The sequence below is a fragment of the Brevibacillus sp. FSL L8-0520 genome (assembly GCF_037963895.1).
Classification (GTDB): Bacteria; Bacillota; Bacilli; order Brevibacillales; family Brevibacillaceae; genus Brevibacillus; species Brevibacillus borstelensis.
Genome location: NZ_CP150171.1, coordinates 1,072,694 through 1,088,817 on the forward strand (window position 1 = coordinate 1,072,694; position 16,124 = coordinate 1,088,817).

The window sequence follows — 16,124 nt, forward strand, 5'->3', positions numbered from 1 at the left end:
CATGTTTGTAAAAAGGGAAAAAACGCTTGTGCAAACAAAATATACACTAGTGTCGTTTTTGTGATTATAAACGACACTGATGTCGTTTTTCAAGCGCAAGCTCTTTCTGCAACGGGAATCCCTAGGAAAGCTCGATCATAAGAGCAAGAAAAAGGATGAATGTGATGATCTTCCTTGGTAAAGTTGTTCATATCTGCTGCATCCTTGAGAGGTTTTGATTAAGAGCGAAGGCCGAGGTGCGACGTTTGCATGAGACTTCTCAAGAAGGCCGGGGTGCCGCGTTACATGAAACTTCCCAAGAAGGCCGGGGTGCCACGTCGCATGAAACTTCCCAAAAAGGCAGGAGTTGAACGATGACGAATCATATGAATCTCACATTTGACGAGAAGTGGGAAATTATTTTGGCCTGTGATCGCTCATATGACGGGTTATTTTATAACGCAGTCAAAACGACGAAAATATATTGCCGTCCGTCCTGTCGGTCGAAAAAGCCGAAAAAAGAAAACGTCGTCTTCTACCAAAACATCGATGCTGTAGAAAAGGCAGGCTTTCGCTCGTGCAAAAGATGCCAGCCCGATGTCGAGCATTCTCCGCAGATCGAGTTGGTAACCGCGGTGAAGGCGTTTTTAGTGGAGCATTATAAGCAAAAGCTTATTTTGCAGGATATAGCCAGGCACGTCGGCGTCAGTCCGCACTATTTGGAAAGACTGTTTAAACAGGTCACGGCGGAAACTCCCCGCAGCTACTTGGAGAAAATCAGAGTAGATAAAGCGGCACACCTCCTTGCCAACACAAGGCTTACGAACCTCGAAGTTTGCTACGAAGTCGGTTTTCAAAGTCCGTCCAACTTCTACAAGGCATTTCGCCATGTCAAACAGTGTTCTCCGAGCGAGTATCGCAGGCTCGGGAGTTAGCACGTACTTTTATGTCTTTGCATAGTCAACGTCTTCGCGAGGGGGAACGATTATGAATTGGAGTTGTCATGAATCTTCCATTGAACTCTTTCCGCCCAGGGAGTTCCATTTCGGCGAATGCCTCGTTTTCTTGGGCAGATCAGAGCTGGAGGTTCTGCATCAGATCAAAGACGGGTATTTGTACAAGCTGGTGAAAGTCGATCAAGAGCTTGTTCTCTTGAAAATCGGGTGTGCGGGTCAGACGATTCGCGTTGATTTTCCCTTGGGAACCCCGTCCGAGCAGGTGCGTGAAAAAGTGGCGGCGTACGTATGGGAATGGTTTGATTTGGAGCAAAATTTGAGCGGCTTTTATGAAATGGCCCGTCAGGACAAGGTATTGCATCAGCTTGTCCAAAACTATTACGGATTGCGGATCATTCGCATCCCCGATTTATTTGAAGCGCTCACGTGGGCGATTATCGGTCAGCAGATCAATCTGCCGTTTGCCTACACGTTGAAAAAGCGATTTGTTGAGCAGTTTGGAGAAAAGCTTGTTTACGAGGGGACAGTCTTTTGGTTGTATCCTGCCTTTGACAAGATCGCAGCTATTGACATCAATGAGCTGCGAAGCCTGCAATTTACGACCAGGAAGGCGGAATACATCATTGAGGTCGCGAAAGCGATGGCGACGGGACAAGTAACAAAAGAAAGCTTGCGGCACATGAATGATCGCCAGCATGTGCAGAAAACGCTGCTGGGCATTCGCGGAGTGGGGTTGTGGACGGCGGACTATGTCATGATGAAATGCTTTGCTGATCCGGCAGCCTTTCCCGTAGCGGACGTCGGACTGCAAAACGCATTGAAGTCCCGGCTCGGGTTGCAGCGCAAGCCTACTGTCGATGAAATCATGGACTTGGGAGCAAATTGGGAAGGGTGGCAAGCATACGCTACCTTTTATCTGTGGAGGTCTCTGTATGAGCAAGCTGTATAAACTGGATTACGATTCGCCGATTGGTGTGCTGGAGCTGATCAGTTCGGATGACAGTGTGCTTTCCATCATGTTTCGTGAGGGAGGCGAGCCGCGGTATGCAGCCAGCGATGATACCCCTCAGGTGTTGAAGGACTGCTATCGGCAGATGGAGGAGTATTTTCAAGGAAAACGCCGGGAGTTTACGTTTCCCTATACGCTAGACGGGACTGGCTTCCAAAAAACAGTGTGGGAGGCTTTGACCAGAATTCCCTATGCCCAAACGGTTGCGTATAAAGACATTGCAGCCGACATCGGGAATGAGAAGGCGATCCGGGCAGTGGGACATGCCAATAGCAAAAATACGATCAGCATCGTTGTGCCCTGCCATCGCGTGATTGGCTCGGACAGAAAGCTGACCGGATATGCGGGGGGAATATGGAGAAAGGAATGGCTGATTCAGCATGAAAAAACGTTTAGAACCGACCAGTGACACATACGATTCAATTAGGGCCCGTAACCGTTTTTTCCCCGATCCGCATTCCTTCCTCAATCACTCCCGGGCTATGGCGCATCGCAGCCAGTAGCTGCTGCGATGCTATGTGATGCACTGCAATAACGCAACCCGCTTTTGGAGCCCAATCATAAATGCCCATCTGCTTCTAAAAGTTCGTCGACTTCTTTTTTGCGGGCAGAATGCGGCCTTCCACTTTTTCATAAAACGAAAGCAATTGCTTGATAAAAGAGAGCTTCGGTACAGCCCAATAGCTGACCAGAGCGGCCAGCCAGCCGAAAAGCGCACCTGTTGCGACGTCAATCGGATAGTGGACGCCTACCATAATCCGGGAGAGGGACACGCAGATAGCGACTGCAAGCCAGAGCCACCCTTCCTTTTTGCGAACGAGCAGGAAGGATATGCAAATGGAGAAAAACAAGATCGTATGGTCGCTCGGAAAGGAATTGTCGATATCGTGTTCAATCAGCGTATGGACGTCCGACAATACAGCAAACGGCTGGTTATGGAAGTAAAACTGCCCTGCCAACTTTCCGAGGATTTCAGCCAAAACAAAGGCTGCGACCGCCTGAATAACCATCATGCGGTTTTGATTCGATCTCGTGAACCAATACACGAGCATTCCCGCTGCCAAAACGTACATCATATATTCCGCAAAAAAGACGGCGATCGGATCCAGCGCGGCGTAATGCTTCCCCAAATCATTGATCCATCGAAACACTTCGATATGTAATTCCGCAAAGGGCATGACTAGATTCCTCCTAAACTCATGCTTAATACGCAACTTTTAGGAAAACGCGTGCTCAGCAGTTTTCCTACCTAATAATTTACAGATGGAGCTTTGCTTGTGAAATCGAACTTTCTTACAAAACACCGCGTTAATCTTACATTTTTGTAAGCCACCCCACTTTTTCTCCCAAACATAGGTTCAATCGAAAATGATCGTGCGAAATGCAGGAAGAAAACAGGATAGGATACGCCTTGTATGGAAATGAAAGAGGAGATGATTGGGGGAAAATTCGAAAAAAGACGGGAGAAGGCGAAATGAACCAGAAAATCGTCGGGAAGACAAAATCGGTGGGGTTCCAAATTGGCGTAAGGAGAACGCTACCCGTCTCGCAGGAGAAAGCGTGGGAGCTTCTCACCTCGGCAGAAGGGCTGGAATCTTGGCTGGGAGCGGGCATCAGTGTCATGCTGCAGCCGGGGCAGAAATATTATTCTGACGAAGGGACAGGTGAATTCCGGATTGTCAAACCGCTCCAGCAGCTCCGCCTTACTTGGCAGAAAGAAGGGTGGCAGCGGCCTTCTACTGTTCAGGTTCGCCTAATAGCGAAGGAGGCAAACAAGACGACAATCAGCTTTCATCAGGAGCACCTCGCTGACGAGAAGGTCAGAGAAGCGATGAAAGAACATTGGGAGGCTGTTTTGGACAGGATCAGGGAAAATATCTAACGCTTTTGCATGGGCAGTTTAAATTGACGGAAGGAGACATTTCACATGGAAAAAACGGTAGAAACGCGTCCGACCCGCTCCGAAGTGCCTGTCGAATTGACTTGGGATCTCCGGGATTTATTCGCGTCTGACGAAGCCTGGGAGGCTGAGCTGGCAGAAATCGAAAAAGCCGCAGCGGAAATGGCAGCGTACAAAGGGAAGCTGAAAGAAGGGGCAAGTGTCTTGCTCGCATGCTTGCAAGCCCAGGAACAGATTTCGATGAAGCTGATCAAGGCCTGGACTTTTGCCAGCCTGCGGCAATCAGCGGATGGAACAGACCCTGTCAATCAGGCGAACTCGTCCAAGCTTTCCGCAGTTCGGACAAAGGTAAGCGCCGCCTTGTCTTTTATCGATTCCGAAATCCTTCGGCTGCCGGATGGAACAGTGGAAGCCTACATCCAGCAAGAAGCAGGGCTTGAGCCTTTCCGCCGAAGCCTGCATGAGCTTCTGGAGCAGAAAAGGCACAGGCTTTCCCCGGAAACGGAAGAAGCCCTCGCTGCACTCGGAGAAGTTCTGGAAGCGCCGTATCACATCTTCAGCATGAGCAAACTGACGGATATGCAGTTTTCCCCGGTAGAAGACGAGAAAGGGAATGAATTGCCCGTTTCGTTTGCCTTGTTTGAAACCCGTTATGAATTCTCGCCCGACGCCGAGCTGCGCAAAAAAGCGTACGACTCCTTTGTCCATACGCTGCAGCAGTACAAAAATACATTTGCCGCCGTCTACGCGACGGAAGTGAAAAAACAAGTGGCCCTCTCCCGTCTCAGAGGGTACGAATCGGTCACGGAAATGCTGCTGGAGCCGCAAAAGGTTTCGCTGGAGATGTACAACAATCAGCTCGATATCATTGTCAGCGAGCTTGCTCCACATATGCGCCGATACGCCCGACTCAAGAAAAGAGTGCTCGGCCTCGAGACCGTGCGCTTCTGCGACTTGAAAGCGCCGCTGGACCCGCATTATCATCCCTCGGTCTCCTACGAGGAAGCGAGCAAAATGATCCTGGATGCTTTGCAGGTAATGGGGCCGGAGTACCTTCAGATCATGGAACGGGGATTGACGGAGCGATGGGTGGACCGCTCTGATAACATCGGCAAATCGACGGGGGCCTTCTGTTCGAGCCCGTACGGAGCCCATCCATACATCCTCATAACCTGGCAAAACACGATGCGCAATACGTTCACGCTGGCGCATGAGCTGGGGCATGCGGGTCATTTCTTCTTGGCGAACAAGAGCCAAAGAATCATGAATACCCGGCCGTCGCTCTATTTTATCGAAGCGCCGTCTACACTGAATGAGCTTCTCTTGGGACAGCATATGCTGGCAGGTACGAATGAAAGCCAAATGCGCCGCTGGATTGTGCTCCAACTGCTCGCGACGTACTACCACAACTTTGTTACCCACGCCCTCGAAGGGGAGTATCAGCGTCGCGTCTACCGCCTGGCAGAAAAGGGTGGAGCACTTACGGCGGCTTCGCTTTCCGAAATAAAAGGATCGGTTCTCTCCGATTTCTGGGGGGATGCTGTCGACTTGGACGAAGGCGCCCGCTTGACCTGGATGCGCCAGCCGCATTACTACAAGGGCCTTTATCCGTACACGTACTCTGCCGGATTGACAGCGTCTACGACTGTCGCCCAGATGATCCGGGAAGAAGGCCAGCCGGCCGTGGAAAGATGGCTGGACGTCCTGCGTGCAGGCGGAACGATGAAGCCGCTGGAACTGTTGCGGCATGCCGGTGTGGACATGTCGAACCCGGAGCCGATCCGTAAAGCTGTCGCTTACATCGGATCGCTTATCGACGAGCTGGAACGTTCCTTTGAATAGTGGCTAACAGGCATGGACGCAGGGGGCTCGTCCCCCTGTTTTTTAAGGCAGGAAAGTCGGGGGGGTTTCGTCGAACGTTCGAACAGATAGACTAGCAAAGATGTTTTTCCCTAAACCTTCCAGTTGCCTGCACTATACGGCCGAGCGACTATCGGACTGTAAATATCTTTTTGCTACGTAAGAAGATAAGAGCGTTTAAAATGAAGGAGCTTCGGATATAGTAGTAGATAAAAGAAGGAAAATTCGGATAACGAGGAGTTGTTTGATGATGGCAAAACGACTGATCCCCTATTTGATGATGGACGGAAATGCAAAGGAAGCGATTCAATTCTATCAAACTGCTTTGGGAGCGCAGTTGCTTTTCAGCCAGACCTTCGGTGAAATGCCGGAAAATCCGGAGTTCCCGATGCCGGCAGAGGCAAAGGACCGGGTAGCGCACGCAACAATCAAAGTTGGCGAATCCGAGTTGATGTTCTCCGATACGTTCCCGGGTCAGCCGCACAACGTTGGAAATCAAGTGACGATCTGCATTACAACGAACAGCCCGGAGGAAGCAAAGCAACTGTATGAAGCCTTGCAGCAGGGCGGTCAAGTCAACATGCCTCTGCAAGAAACGCATTTCAGTCCAGCCTACGGGATCGTCACGGACAAGTTCGGCGTGGTCTTCCAGGTATACGCGGAAAGTCACCACAGTTAACACTGTGCAGGTTAATTGAAAAAAGCGCATAGGGAATCCATAAAAAAGAACGGCCAGCTTCGCAGCTTTTTACAGTTGGCCGTTCTTTGTGTATGTTCCGAGCGGGCTTTGTCAGCTGTGCTTTGCCATTTTCTTTTTTTTCGGAGTGAGAAGGAAGAAAGCTGTCAGAATGCCGACTGCCAAATTTGCGGCAGAACGATTATAATGGAAAAACTTAAACCATGTCATAAAGGCTGCTAGTGTCAATTACCCGGGCAAAGGTATCCTGCAATGATGCCATAAAAGTATCATGAACGGTTTTTGCAGGAATCACTGTATCGTTCCATACCAAATCCTTGGTGGCACACGCTTCACTGAGCAATATCACTTCATAGCCCAAACGATGCGCGGTTCTCACAGTCGAGTCAATACATATGTGGCTCATCATGCCACAAACGACTAACCGCGTTACTTTCATCGACTCAAGATGTTTTTGCAATTCAGTTTGAAAAAAGCTGTCTGGCGTATGTTTCACAATCACTTTTTCGTCAGATTGGGGCTTTACGCGTTCATGAATGGTTATCCCGTCGGTATCGGGCAGAAAAAAGGCAGCCTCTTTCTCCAGAAGAATGCACTGAATATGGACAATAGGCAGATTCTTTTCGCGGAACAGCGACAATGCTTCTTCTGCGTGAGTTACCGCTTTATCGGGTTGGAATAATTCATTTCTCCCTCCTTTGAAATAATCATTTTGAATGTCTACCAATACCAACGCTGTATTCATGGTACATGGCTCCCTTCCGCAGGTTAAAGTTGTTTCTAAACAGCATTGTAATTTCAGTAAATGAAATGATGAATTACCCACTTTTTTGTGGGTATGGGAAAGGATCTTTTGCGTCTGATATGATTACACAGAGGTGAGTTCCATGATCATTCGAGAGGTATGCACCTGCCCTTTGGAAATTGTTCACGACATTATAAAAGGGAAATGGAAAACAATGATCATCTATCAATTGAAAGACGGGAATATGTCTTTGGCTCAACTGGAGCGAGAAATCGACCAGATAACCCAAAAGATGTTGTTACAGCATTTAAGAGAACTCAAATCTTGTGGGATCGTCGATAAAATCAAAACGGAAGGGTATCCGTTGCATGTAGAGTACTTTCTTACTGAACGCGGGAGAAAGCTGTTGGACGCGGTACTGATCATGCAGGAGATCGGCATTGAATACATGGTGGAACGGGGGCAAACCGAACTTCTTGATCGCAAAGGCATCAGTTATAAGATTTGAAACATGAACTTTGTTCAATTTGAATGGATGTCTTGCTAAATGAATTTGCCCGTTTGCGCAATCATTCAAGTGAGTCTCAAACATGATGGTTAGTGGACAATCCACCGTCGACTGCTCCATCCTTCCAAACAAAAAGCCAGTCCAAACACGAAAAAAGTTTGAGACTGGCTTCGTTTCATGAACGATCTTTACCACAAAACAACGCCACAGAGGGAACCTTCTGCGACGTGTTTAGCCACATCTCGAAAGGCAGCATCAAAATCCTTCTTCAACGCGGAAGCTTATTTATCCCTTACTCCCTCAACAGCCAACATATACATCGTTAAAGCTTGGGCATCCCGGATTATCCATTCCCGGTATTCGCTTTCCGCTGCTACATATTCCTTTTCCGTTATATATCCGTCTCTTTCCATCTGGACGCCTCTGCTTGAAGCGGTATCCGCCCAAATGCCAATTCTATTTTGGAAATCCGGGTCCGATCGCTTCATGACTTCATGCTGGGGCGTTATCGTGATTTCTTTGAGGCCGCTTGCTTGGAACAAATCTGAAAGGCGGTCGGCAATTCCGTTGTCCATTCCTGCATCGGAACGCCATTTCAAATATGCCGAGTAAAAGGCGAGCATACTCGCGGGCGGCTGCGGCTCCCATTGTATTTTTTCATGATTATAATCGGCAGCCACAATCCTTCCACCTATTTTTGCAGCCGATACCATTGATTTCAAAGCCTCTAGCGGATCAGACAGCCAGATCAAAACGCGAGCCGAGGCAACAATATCAAATTCCTGCTCACAGGCAAGCGTGTAAATGTCACCTGTTTCAAAAGTCAACCCCGGGGTATCGCCATGAGCTTTCCGGGCTTTTTCGATGAGGGCCGGATTGCTGTCGATTCCGACAACACGTCCACTCGGACCTACCGCTTCGGCGATTCCGCGTGTAATGGCTCCAGTACCGCAGCCAACATCAAGAACGGTCATTCCTTCCGTCAGGATTTGTGCAAGCCTTCTGTGGGATGTTGCCAATGACCGCGAATCTAAAACATTGGTCAGCTTTCCCGACAATTCCGCACGATTTCGAGCAGTATTTGTGTCCATGTGGAGTCCTCCGTGACCAATCAGATTTTTCCACTTATTCTACCCCTGCGAGTGGTATAGATAAAATATTAAACTTTTATTAATTCGATAGGTATTAACTATAGGTTTGCGAGAGAACTATCGTTTTTGCTGTCTGGAGATGACCAAGGAGGGTTGAGCGGAAACATATGATAATTTGCAGGGAGCCGTTGTCCCCCCTAATCCATAGTGCCTACAAGTTTTTCGTACTTTTGCTGGATGTAGCCTCTCCATCCAAATACTACCATATGAAAAAGAGACGATTGCGGAAGAGGTATGTCCGGCAGGGAAAAGGAGGGGCACTGGTGATTCGGAAGCACTATTTGTTATTGATTCTGGCAATGATTCTTTGCCTGCCGCTGGCCACGTATGCAGCAGACAAGCCAAAGCCAAACATGCTGCGAGCAGATGAGCGAAATGATGCGATTTCGGGCGGAACAGCAAGAGCTGGGGCACCTCCCGACGAACTGATGAGATTCAGGATCATGTACGCGACATATGCGGAAAGTATGTGGGACGGGCGGATACCGGGCCATTTGCACGGGGATGGGGACAACTTGGGCAAAGGCGGAAACAACCTAGGCAAGGGTGGAGACGACCTGGGCAAGGGTGGAGACGATCTAGGCCGAGGCGGAGACGACCTAGGCAAAGGCGGAGACGACCTAGGCAAAGGCGGAGACGACCTAGGTGGAGACGGAGACAACCTGGGGAAAGGGGGAGACCCAGAGCACGGTACTCCGACCCATGAAAACACCCGCACTCCTTTTGACCCCACAGCCAGCGATCATGACCCAAAAAGCGGCGACTCCGATGGGAAAGGCAATGAGTTGAAAGCAAAAGAGGGCAAGCCAGGCTTTTGGGATTGGCTGATCGGCGGAGCCTCCGAAGCGCTCGACAAAGGCTTGGAGCTTTGGGAGTCCACCGTGGACAGCGTAAAGGAAACAGTGAGGGACGCTATTGACACCGTCGTAGATACTGTGAAGGACGTCGTAACTACCGTCGTAGACGCGGTCGTCGATGCAGGAAAATGGGTTGCGGACCACTGGGAGGTCGTGTTGGTCACGACAGCAGGTGTCGCCCTCACCGTGGGCGGCGTGTTCTTTCCGCCGCTGCTGCCGTTTGGCGTCTCGATCCTGGTCGGCGAAGGGATATCCGGTGTGATCGGGTACGCCTTTGGCATGCGCGGCGATGAGCTGCTGCGGGAAATGGCGCTTGGCGGCGTACTGTCGGCAGCGGGCTTTGGTGCTGGCGCTTTAATTGGAAAGGCGGCTACGGCAGTCGCTCGCCTCAAACCGGTGGCAAATGCCCTTGGCAAAGCATCCGCTTTGACGAGCCGGGCTACCAGCGCTGTCCGGACCGCCGTTGGCAAAGGAGCGCAAGCGGCAGGGGCGGCAGCCAGATGGGTGCGGCAAACCTCGGTTGGCCGTGCCGCAGCCCGCTTGGGGACCCAAGCAGGAAATGCGGTACGGTCGGCAACGAGCGCGGCAGGCAAGGCGGGGAATGCTCTTCGCAGCGCTCTGGCAAGCACAGCGAAGCAAGCAGGCGGCGCTCTGAGAGCTGTTGCAGCACGCATCGGGCAAACGCGCCTGGCCCAGAGCGCAGCGTCTGTAGCGAAGAATGTAAGAAGTGCTGTCAGCAGCGCAGGAAATGCTGTGAAAAACAGCAGTGTGTACCGGGCAGTGGCCAGCCTCGGACGAAATACGGGGAAAGGCATCGGGAAGCTGGCAAGCAACGTGGGAAGCGGCTTGCGTACCGTGGCGAAGACGACGGGCAGCAAAATGCAGTCCATCGTCCAGACTGTGAAAAAGACGGCACCTGTCCGGGCTGTCGCAGGGTTCACTCGAAAAGCAGGCACGCAAATCAGCCAGAGCTTCCGGCAAATCGGCAGTGCGATCTCCCGCAGTTTGGCAACGACAGTCCTGCGGAGCAAAACGGCGGGGGCTGGCGAAGGCTTTGCCGTCAGCGTGATGGATGACCGGGCGCGCGGGAAAAAGGTAGATTACCGCAAGGCGACGATTGCCGCGGCCATCGGGGCGCTGCTGGTGACCGGCGGATCGATTGGACTAAACAAAGCGTATTCTACCGGGCAGGAAACCGCGCAGGCTATGGTGAAGAGCAGTGCTGAGCAGGCCGAGGATAGTTTGGAGGGGATGCTGCGGGTCGAGCGGCAAGTTGATCTTGCCAAGATTGGAGCGAAAGCTCCTACGGGAGACAATATAAACAAGAATAATATCATTAAAGCGCTTGAGGGGACCACCACTCAGTCTACTAAAATTGCTCAGGCTATTAAAAATGGAGACATTAAAGTTAGCATACTTGGAGATGAGCTATTTGACAGGTATTTTGGGGAAGAATTGGCATTGGCAGTAGGTGATAAGATATATCTTCGGAAAAGTTCGGGTAGCTTGTTAAGTGAAACAGTACATGAGGGAACGCATGCTCTTGATTTCAGAAATATGTATGGGTTTGAAGGAACGAAGACAGAATGGCAATGGGAAAAACGTGCATGGTTTTATGAACGTCAGTTCCAGAAAGCAACAGGTGGGAAAGTTGAGTTTGAGAAAATTGAAGACATGCTAATGCACATATATCTTAATTATAAAAATAAACCATATAATCCGTACGAGTAGGTGATAAAAATTGGATGAATTTGTTCGGAGTATGCTATTTTACCTAAAAAATGGTGAAAAATCCTCATTATTAGAAACAGCAGAAGAGAAGATAGGCAGTGATATGCTAAGAGGTGTCCTGCTTAATATTGTTAATTGGTTAAAATTGGAGTATAAAAGAGTGCATATATGGGATCGAAGAAGTATGTATTCCAAACCTCTTAGCCTTAATGAAAATTACCCATGGTGTAAAAACCTTGTAATTTTGGTTCAAGAAGATAAGTTGTTTGGGAAATATTTCGTTATTGAAAAAAATGGTCTTTACTATAGTTTTTTAGTTGATGAAGAAACCCGTAACATAGCTCGAAAAATAGCCTTCGAGGGTTATAATCCACCAAGAATGAGTTGAATAAATTCTTAAGTTCCAATTTTACTATCTTTATATTTGCTCGTTGGGAAAAATTTATCAGGAAGGAAAACCTAATAGAAATCAATTTTTATGAACTATAAATAAAGACAAATGTGTACTTGAAAATATGAGTTGGTGCTTTGCTGTACCGAATAAAACATTCTGTTATTATACCTTTAGGAAATTTGTGTAATTTTGAATGTGCAACTAGGAATAAAAGGCACGCTCTTTTTAACTTAACATCGTTACATCAACCAGGTCGATTATGGTCAGATACCACTATAATTGACCTGGTTTTGGTGCGCCCAGCATGGGCGATAGCTATAGGGTGAAAGTCCCGAACGGGGGTTGGCTGTACCAACCGTTAGCTCAAGGCAAGGGTGTCGACCGCGAGGTCGAATCTGAAGGAAGCCGGCGGCAAAATCCCGACCTGAGGTACACGAACCCAATTTGAGGCTGTTGTATCCGGGCGAGTCTGCCAAACAAGACAAAGCCCCATACAGCCAAGGGATACAGTAGTAAACTTGGGCAGGTACATGGGATGAAAGTTATCGTTCTTACCTGGGGAGGTCTGCATGAAACGCCTTCAACTGTTGGTAACCGTCTCCGTAAGGAGACGCTGAACATGCAGAAGTCAGCAGAGGCCATAGTACCCGAGTAGAGGACGCTTGAATGGGGAAGGGCCGAACATCAAGTCAGCATGCGATCCATGTCTTTTGATACGGTACGTCGAAGCAGAATTCTGTCAAGGAACTACTTTTGAAGAGCAGGGGTGAAGCCCCGAGGGTACAAAAGAGGGCTGAGTATCGTACAGCAAGCACGGAGTCCGCATGTGCGAAGGAAGGAACATCATTATGGATTTGCTGGAAAAAGTCTTATCACGGGAAAACTTACGGATGGCACTCCAACGAGTGGAGGAAAACAAAGGTGTCGGTGGAGTCGATGGTGTTTCAACCGAACAACTACGCGATTATCTACGTGAACACTGGCAAGCCATCCGCGAGAAGATGGAAAGGGGAACCTATAGACCTTCACCTGTTCGCAGAGTCGAAATCCCGAAACCTGACGGTGGTGTAAGGTTATTAGGCATTCCCACCGTGGTAGACCGCTTTATTCAGCAGGCCATCCTCCAAGTGTTAACGCCGATCTTCGACCCCACCTTCTCGGAATCTAGCTATGGGTTCCGTCCAAAACGTAGCGCTCACATGGCAGTAAGGAAAGCGCAAGCGTATATCTCCGAAGGATATCGTTTCGTGGTGGACATCGATCTAGAGAAATTCTTTGATCGCGTAAATCATGATATTCTAATGAGCCGTGTGGCTCGAAAAGTTCAGGACAAGAGAATTTTAAGACTGATTCGTTCCTACTTGAATGCGGGGATCATGATAAATGGCGTCTGTACAACATCAAGTGAAGGAACACCGCAAGGTGGGCCGTTAAGCCCACTTTTGGCAAATATCCTACTTGATGATTTGGACAAGGAACTCGAAAAGAGAGGCCACCGTTTCTGCCGCTACGCAGACGATTGTAATATCTACGTGAAAACAAAACGGGCAGGGGAACGAGTAAAGAAGAGTATTCAAAACCACTTGGAGAAGGTACTAAGGCTAAAAGTAAATGAGGAGAAAAGCGCGATAGACCGACCATGGAAACGAAAATTCTTGGGCTTTAGTTTTACCTTTGCAAAACAGACAAGGATTCGCATCCACCCCAAATCCCTCCTCAAGCTAAAAGAGAAAATCCGCACGATCACGAATCCGGTGTGGAGCATCTCGATGGAGAAGCGGATTGAAAGAATAAATCAGTACCTCATGGGCTGGATTGGATATTTCGCCCTTGCAGACGCGAAGGGCATTCTACAATCCATTGAGGAATGGACAAGGCGCAGGCTCCGTCTTTGTTTGTGGATGCAGTGGAAACGCGTGAGAACCAGATATCGAGAACTTCGTTCTCTTGGCATATCTCACGTAAAAGCCATTGAAATTGCAAATACCCGCAAGGGTGCATGGCGTACCACAAAATCTCCGCATATACACAAAGCCCTCGGCATTGCCTACTGGCAACAACAAGGGCTGAAAAGCTTAGTGCAACGATATTCTCAAATTCGTCAAGCTTGGTGAACCGCCGTATACCGAACGGTACGTACGGTGGTGTGAGAGGACGGGGGTTAGTCGCCCCCTCCTACTCGATTTATATTAACTTTTCTTATTTTATCTCGGTCCAGACCGTGAAAAACACGGCACCCGTCCGGGCAATCGCAGGGTTCACGCGAAAAGCAGGCACGCAAATCAGCCAGGGCTTCCGGCAAATCGGCAGTGCGATCTCGCGGAGCTTGGCAACGACGGTCCTGCGGAGCAAAACGGCGGGGGCTGGCGAAGGCTTTGCGGTTAGCGTGATGGATGACCGGGCGCGCGGGGAAAAGGTGAATTACCGCAAAGCCGTGATTGCTGCGGCCATCGGGGCGCTGCTGGTGACCGGCGGATCGATTGGACTAAACAAAGCGTATTCTACCGGGCAGGAAACGGTACAGGCTGTGGTGAAGAGTGGTGCTGAGCAGGTCGAGGATAGTCTGAAGGCTGTGCTGCGAGGTGAGGGAACGGGCGACCCTTACGATCTTCTGAGACAACATGGCGTACCGACGACCCTGACGGATGAAGAGATTGCGGCGGCAAAAGCTGTGGATTTGCGGATGGAGATGAAGGGAGAAAAATCCCCCAACGTAGGCACTGTAACACTTTGTAAATTAGAAAAAAGGTCCAACTCGCTTGCCAAATTAGAAAAAAGGTCCAACTCGCTTGCCATCAAGCGGGCTGGACCTTTTGAACTGATTAGCGGGAAGTCTGTAACGGCTCTCCCTGATACAGGTCGACTTGCAACGGGGCTGAGAGAAATTCCTGGGCTTTAGCTGTGAAGGCTTTGAAGTGATCGCTTTGATTGTGGGAAGCGACCGCGTCAGGGCTCTTCCAGACTTCGGCCATCAAGAAGGTATTCTCTTTTTCCGCGGATTGATAAAGGTTGTACGAGATGTTTCCAGCTTCCGCTCGGGAGGCTTCGATCAGCGGCTGGATTTCCTGCAAAAATGTCTCGGTCTTCTCCGGATTTACGTGCATGGTGGCGTGAATGATGATCATGGTGCGTTCATCCTCTCAGCGTGTCGTTTATTCGTTACTTCCAGGTTGCGACCTTGTCCACCGGTAAACGGTAGGACGGGTGACCGCTATCGGCCGCTTTCCCGATGGAGATCAGCATGACGGGGAAGTAGCGCTTCGGATCGAGCCCGAAAGCTTCGGCAATCTTGTCTTTTTCGTATCCGCCGATCGGGTTCGTGTCATATCCGTGGGCGCGGGCGACCAGCATCAGCTGCATGGATACCAGGCCGCAGTCAATCAGGACGGTCTGCAGATTGACCTCGGGAGTCATGTTGGCGTAATACTGGGTGATGGATTCCATCAGTCTTTCTTTGACATCAGCCGGCATGTAGCCAAGCTCCACGGCTTTTCCGTAAATCTCCTCGGCATAGGCAAAGCTGTCGAGATCTCCAAAGACGGCAATCACGGCAGATGATGTTTCTACCTGGGTCTGGTTGAACCGGGCGAGGGGAGCAAGCTTCGCCTTCCCTTCAGGGCTGTCAATCACCAGGAAACGCCAAGGCTGCAAATTGACAGAGGAAGGAGCCATGTTGGCTTTCCTGAGAATTTCCGTCATTTCTTCGCGGCTGATTTTGACGGTGGGATCGTATCTTTTAATGGAACGGCGTCCGGTGACGATTTCTTGAAAATCGTTATTGAGTACTGAAGTGTTCATCTGTCATTCCCCTTCTGTGTAGTTTCGTATGTTGGATTGCATGCGCGCAAGCATCCGGGAAAGCTGCTGCTGTTCTTCCATGCTGAAATCCTGGAGCATTTGCGCCAGGAAACGCTCCATTTCCTTTCGGTAAAGGACGATTTCTTTCCGCCCATGATCCGTGAGGCGGACCAAAGTGACCCGGTTGTCGCTCGGGTTCATCCGGCGAGCGACAATGCCGTCGGCTTCCAGTTGCTTCAGATGCCGGGTAATTGCCGCACTGTCGATCTGCAATTCCTTTTGCAGAGCAGCCTGGCTGAATTCATCGGCATGGTAGAGCTGTTGAAGCAGCCGAAACCGGGACGGGCTGACACCTGTGCAATTTCCAAATTGGGCGCTTAGCAGGAGGTAGAGATTTTGAAGTTTATCAATAATGGAAGTTTCTTTTGAATCCGTCAACAAAACACCTCCCCGTAAACACGTGCAGCCAATCGTTGACCATGTCAATAGTTGACGCATCAAATAATAGTGCAGGCATAAATATTTGTCAACGGCAGAAC

17 protein-coding genes are annotated in these 16,124 nt (G+C 49.6%); 11 read left to right on the forward strand and 6 right to left on the reverse strand.

The genetic code is table 11. The features are described 5' to 3' along the window. Nucleotides 1–353: 353 nt before the first annotated feature. The 3 genes from NSQ24_RS05590 to NSQ24_RS05600 are packed head-to-tail and all read left to right on the forward strand — an operon-like array spanning nucleotide 354 to nucleotide 2,353. Nucleotides 354–914, forward strand: coding sequence for an Ada metal-binding domain-containing protein (locus NSQ24_RS05590; RefSeq protein ID WP_339167398.1), 561 nt, complete (start codon nucleotides 354–356; stop codon nucleotides 912–914). 52 nt (nucleotides 915–966) lie between these two features. Next, on the forward strand, nucleotides 967–1,884 hold the full coding sequence (locus NSQ24_RS05595) for a DNA-3-methyladenine glycosylase (protein ID WP_039071413.1): 918 nt from the start codon (nucleotides 967–969) through the stop codon (nucleotides 1,882–1,884). Further along, nucleotides 1,868–2,353: a methylated-DNA--[protein]-cysteine S-methyltransferase gene (locus tag NSQ24_RS05600; protein ID WP_024985431.1), complete on the forward strand. Its 486-nt coding sequence runs from the start codon at nucleotides 1,868–1,870 to the stop codon at nucleotides 2,351–2,353. Before NSQ24_RS05595 ends, NSQ24_RS05600 begins: the two co-directional genes overlap by 17 nt. Nucleotides 2,354–2,522: 169 nt before the next feature. Here the strand turns inward: NSQ24_RS05600 and NSQ24_RS05605 are convergent, their stop codons facing one another. Then, nucleotides 2,523–3,122 (reverse strand): undecaprenyl-diphosphatase, encoded by a 600-nt coding sequence (locus NSQ24_RS05605; RefSeq protein WP_327970141.1) that lies wholly within the window; start codon nucleotides 3,120–3,122, stop codon nucleotides 2,523–2,525. A gap of 296 nt (nucleotides 3,123–3,418) precedes the next feature. Here NSQ24_RS05605 and NSQ24_RS05610 point away from each other — a divergent pair, with 296 nt between their 5' ends. From NSQ24_RS05610 to NSQ24_RS05620, 3 genes are all read left to right on the forward strand, one after another. After that, nucleotides 3,419–3,826: an SRPBCC domain-containing protein gene (locus tag NSQ24_RS05610; RefSeq protein WP_024985433.1), complete on the forward strand. Its 408-nt coding sequence runs from the start codon at nucleotides 3,419–3,421 to the stop codon at nucleotides 3,824–3,826. A gap of 45 nt (nucleotides 3,827–3,871) precedes the next feature. Continuing rightward, nucleotides 3,872–5,686 carry an oligoendopeptidase F gene (pepF, locus tag NSQ24_RS05615; protein ID WP_122957803.1) on the forward strand — a complete coding sequence of 605 codons (1,815 nt, stop codon included), beginning with the start codon at nucleotides 3,872–3,874 and terminating at the stop codon, nucleotides 5,684–5,686. Between the two features lie 268 nt (nucleotides 5,687–5,954). Further along, nucleotides 5,955–6,383: a VOC family protein gene (locus tag NSQ24_RS05620; protein WP_003391183.1), complete on the forward strand. Its 429-nt coding sequence runs from the start codon at nucleotides 5,955–5,957 to the stop codon at nucleotides 6,381–6,383. A gap of 214 nt (nucleotides 6,384–6,597) precedes the next feature. Here NSQ24_RS05620 and NSQ24_RS05625 read toward each other — a convergent pair whose 3' ends face one another. After that, nucleotides 6,598–7,146, reverse strand: a complete 549-nt coding sequence (locus NSQ24_RS05625; protein ID WP_339167403.1) for a cysteine hydrolase family protein — start codon at nucleotides 7,144–7,146, stop codon at nucleotides 6,598–6,600. Between the two features lie 142 nt (nucleotides 7,147–7,288). On the opposite strand from NSQ24_RS05625, the gene NSQ24_RS05630 reads away from it, so the two are divergent. Continuing rightward, nucleotides 7,289–7,654 carry a helix-turn-helix domain-containing protein gene (locus tag NSQ24_RS05630; protein ID WP_003391188.1) on the forward strand — a complete coding sequence of 122 codons (366 nt, stop codon included), beginning with the start codon at nucleotides 7,289–7,291 and terminating at the stop codon, nucleotides 7,652–7,654. A 281-nt stretch (nucleotides 7,655–7,935) separates the two neighbouring features. On the opposite strand, the gene NSQ24_RS05635 is transcribed toward NSQ24_RS05630, so the two are convergent. Next, complete coding sequence (locus NSQ24_RS05635) at nucleotides 7,936–8,745, reverse strand: methyltransferase domain-containing protein (RefSeq protein ID WP_339167405.1); 810 nt, start codon at nucleotides 8,743–8,745, stop codon at nucleotides 7,936–7,938. Between the two features lie 323 nt (nucleotides 8,746–9,068). Here NSQ24_RS05635 and NSQ24_RS05640 point away from each other — a divergent pair, with 323 nt between their 5' ends. The 4 genes from NSQ24_RS05640 (at nucleotide 9,069) to NSQ24_RS05655 (ending at nucleotide 14,686) form a co-directional block, all read left to right on the forward strand. Beyond that, complete coding sequence (locus NSQ24_RS05640) at nucleotides 9,069–11,393, forward strand: hypothetical protein (protein WP_339167406.1); 2,325 nt, start codon at nucleotides 9,069–9,071, stop codon at nucleotides 11,391–11,393. Between the two features lie 10 nt (nucleotides 11,394–11,403). Further along, nucleotides 11,404–11,781: a hypothetical protein gene (locus tag NSQ24_RS05645; RefSeq protein WP_003391469.1), complete on the forward strand. Its 378-nt coding sequence runs from the start codon at nucleotides 11,404–11,406 to the stop codon at nucleotides 11,779–11,781. An 854-nt stretch (nucleotides 11,782–12,635) separates the two neighbouring features. After that, nucleotides 12,636–13,901, forward strand: a complete 1,266-nt coding sequence (ltrA, locus tag NSQ24_RS05650; protein ID WP_024985202.1) for a group II intron reverse transcriptase/maturase — start codon at nucleotides 12,636–12,638, stop codon at nucleotides 13,899–13,901. 32 nt (nucleotides 13,902–13,933) lie between these two features. Continuing rightward, complete coding sequence (locus NSQ24_RS05655) at nucleotides 13,934–14,686, forward strand: hypothetical protein (protein ID WP_339167409.1); 753 nt, start codon at nucleotides 13,934–13,936, stop codon at nucleotides 14,684–14,686. Here the strand turns inward: NSQ24_RS05655 and NSQ24_RS05660 are convergent. From NSQ24_RS05660 to NSQ24_RS05670, 3 genes are read right to left on the reverse strand one after another with little or no spacing between them, the layout of a single operon-like run. After that, on the reverse strand, nucleotides 14,610–14,912 hold the full coding sequence (locus NSQ24_RS05660; RefSeq protein ID WP_081924438.1) for a putative quinol monooxygenase: 303 nt from the start codon (nucleotides 14,910–14,912) through the stop codon (nucleotides 14,610–14,612). The two genes, NSQ24_RS05655 and NSQ24_RS05660, sit on opposite strands and share 77 nt — an antisense overlap. A gap of 34 nt (nucleotides 14,913–14,946) precedes the next feature. Then, on the reverse strand, nucleotides 14,947–15,585 hold the full coding sequence (locus tag NSQ24_RS05665; protein WP_003391476.1) for a nitroreductase family protein: 639 nt from the start codon (nucleotides 15,583–15,585) through the stop codon (nucleotides 14,947–14,949). Between the two features lie 3 nt (nucleotides 15,586–15,588). Continuing rightward, nucleotides 15,589–16,023 carry a MarR family transcriptional regulator gene (locus tag NSQ24_RS05670; RefSeq protein WP_039071387.1) on the reverse strand — a complete coding sequence of 145 codons (435 nt, stop codon included), beginning with the start codon at nucleotides 16,021–16,023 and terminating at the stop codon, nucleotides 15,589–15,591. Nucleotides 16,024–16,124: the final 101 nt, after the last annotated feature.

Coding starts and splice junctions, on each gene's coding strand:
- NSQ24_RS05590 (WP_339167398.1), top strand. CDS start 354: ATGACGAATCATATGAATCTCACATTTGACGAGAAGTGGGAAATTATT.
- NSQ24_RS05595 (WP_039071413.1), top strand. CDS start 967: ATGAATTGGAGTTGTCATGAATCTTCCATTGAACTCTTTCCGCCCAGG.
- NSQ24_RS05600 (WP_024985431.1), top strand. CDS start 1,868: ATGAGCAAGCTGTATAAACTGGATTACGATTCGCCGATTGGTGTGCTG.
- NSQ24_RS05605 (WP_327970141.1), bottom strand. CDS start 3,122: ATGCCCTTTGCGGAATTACATATCGAAGTGTTTCGATGGATCAATGAT.
- NSQ24_RS05610 (WP_024985433.1), top strand. CDS start 3,419: ATGAACCAGAAAATCGTCGGGAAGACAAAATCGGTGGGGTTCCAAATT.
- pepF (WP_122957803.1), top strand. CDS start 3,872: ATGGAAAAAACGGTAGAAACGCGTCCGACCCGCTCCGAAGTGCCTGTC.
- NSQ24_RS05620 (WP_003391183.1), top strand. CDS start 5,955: ATGGCAAAACGACTGATCCCCTATTTGATGATGGACGGAAATGCAAAG.
- NSQ24_RS05625 (WP_339167403.1), bottom strand. CDS start 7,146: ATGAATACAGCGTTGGTATTGGTAGACATTCAAAATGATTATTTCAAA.
- NSQ24_RS05630 (WP_003391188.1), top strand. CDS start 7,289: ATGATCATTCGAGAGGTATGCACCTGCCCTTTGGAAATTGTTCACGAC.
- NSQ24_RS05635 (WP_339167405.1), bottom strand. CDS start 8,745: ATGGACACAAATACTGCTCGAAATCGTGCGGAATTGTCGGGAAAGCTG.
- ltrA (WP_024985202.1), top strand. CDS start 12,636: ATGGATTTGCTGGAAAAAGTCTTATCACGGGAAAACTTACGGATGGCA.
- NSQ24_RS05660 (WP_081924438.1), bottom strand. CDS start 14,912: ATGATCATCATTCACGCCACCATGCACGTAAATCCGGAGAAGACCGAG.
- NSQ24_RS05665 (WP_003391476.1), bottom strand. CDS start 15,585: ATGAACACTTCAGTACTCAATAACGATTTTCAAGAAATCGTCACCGGA.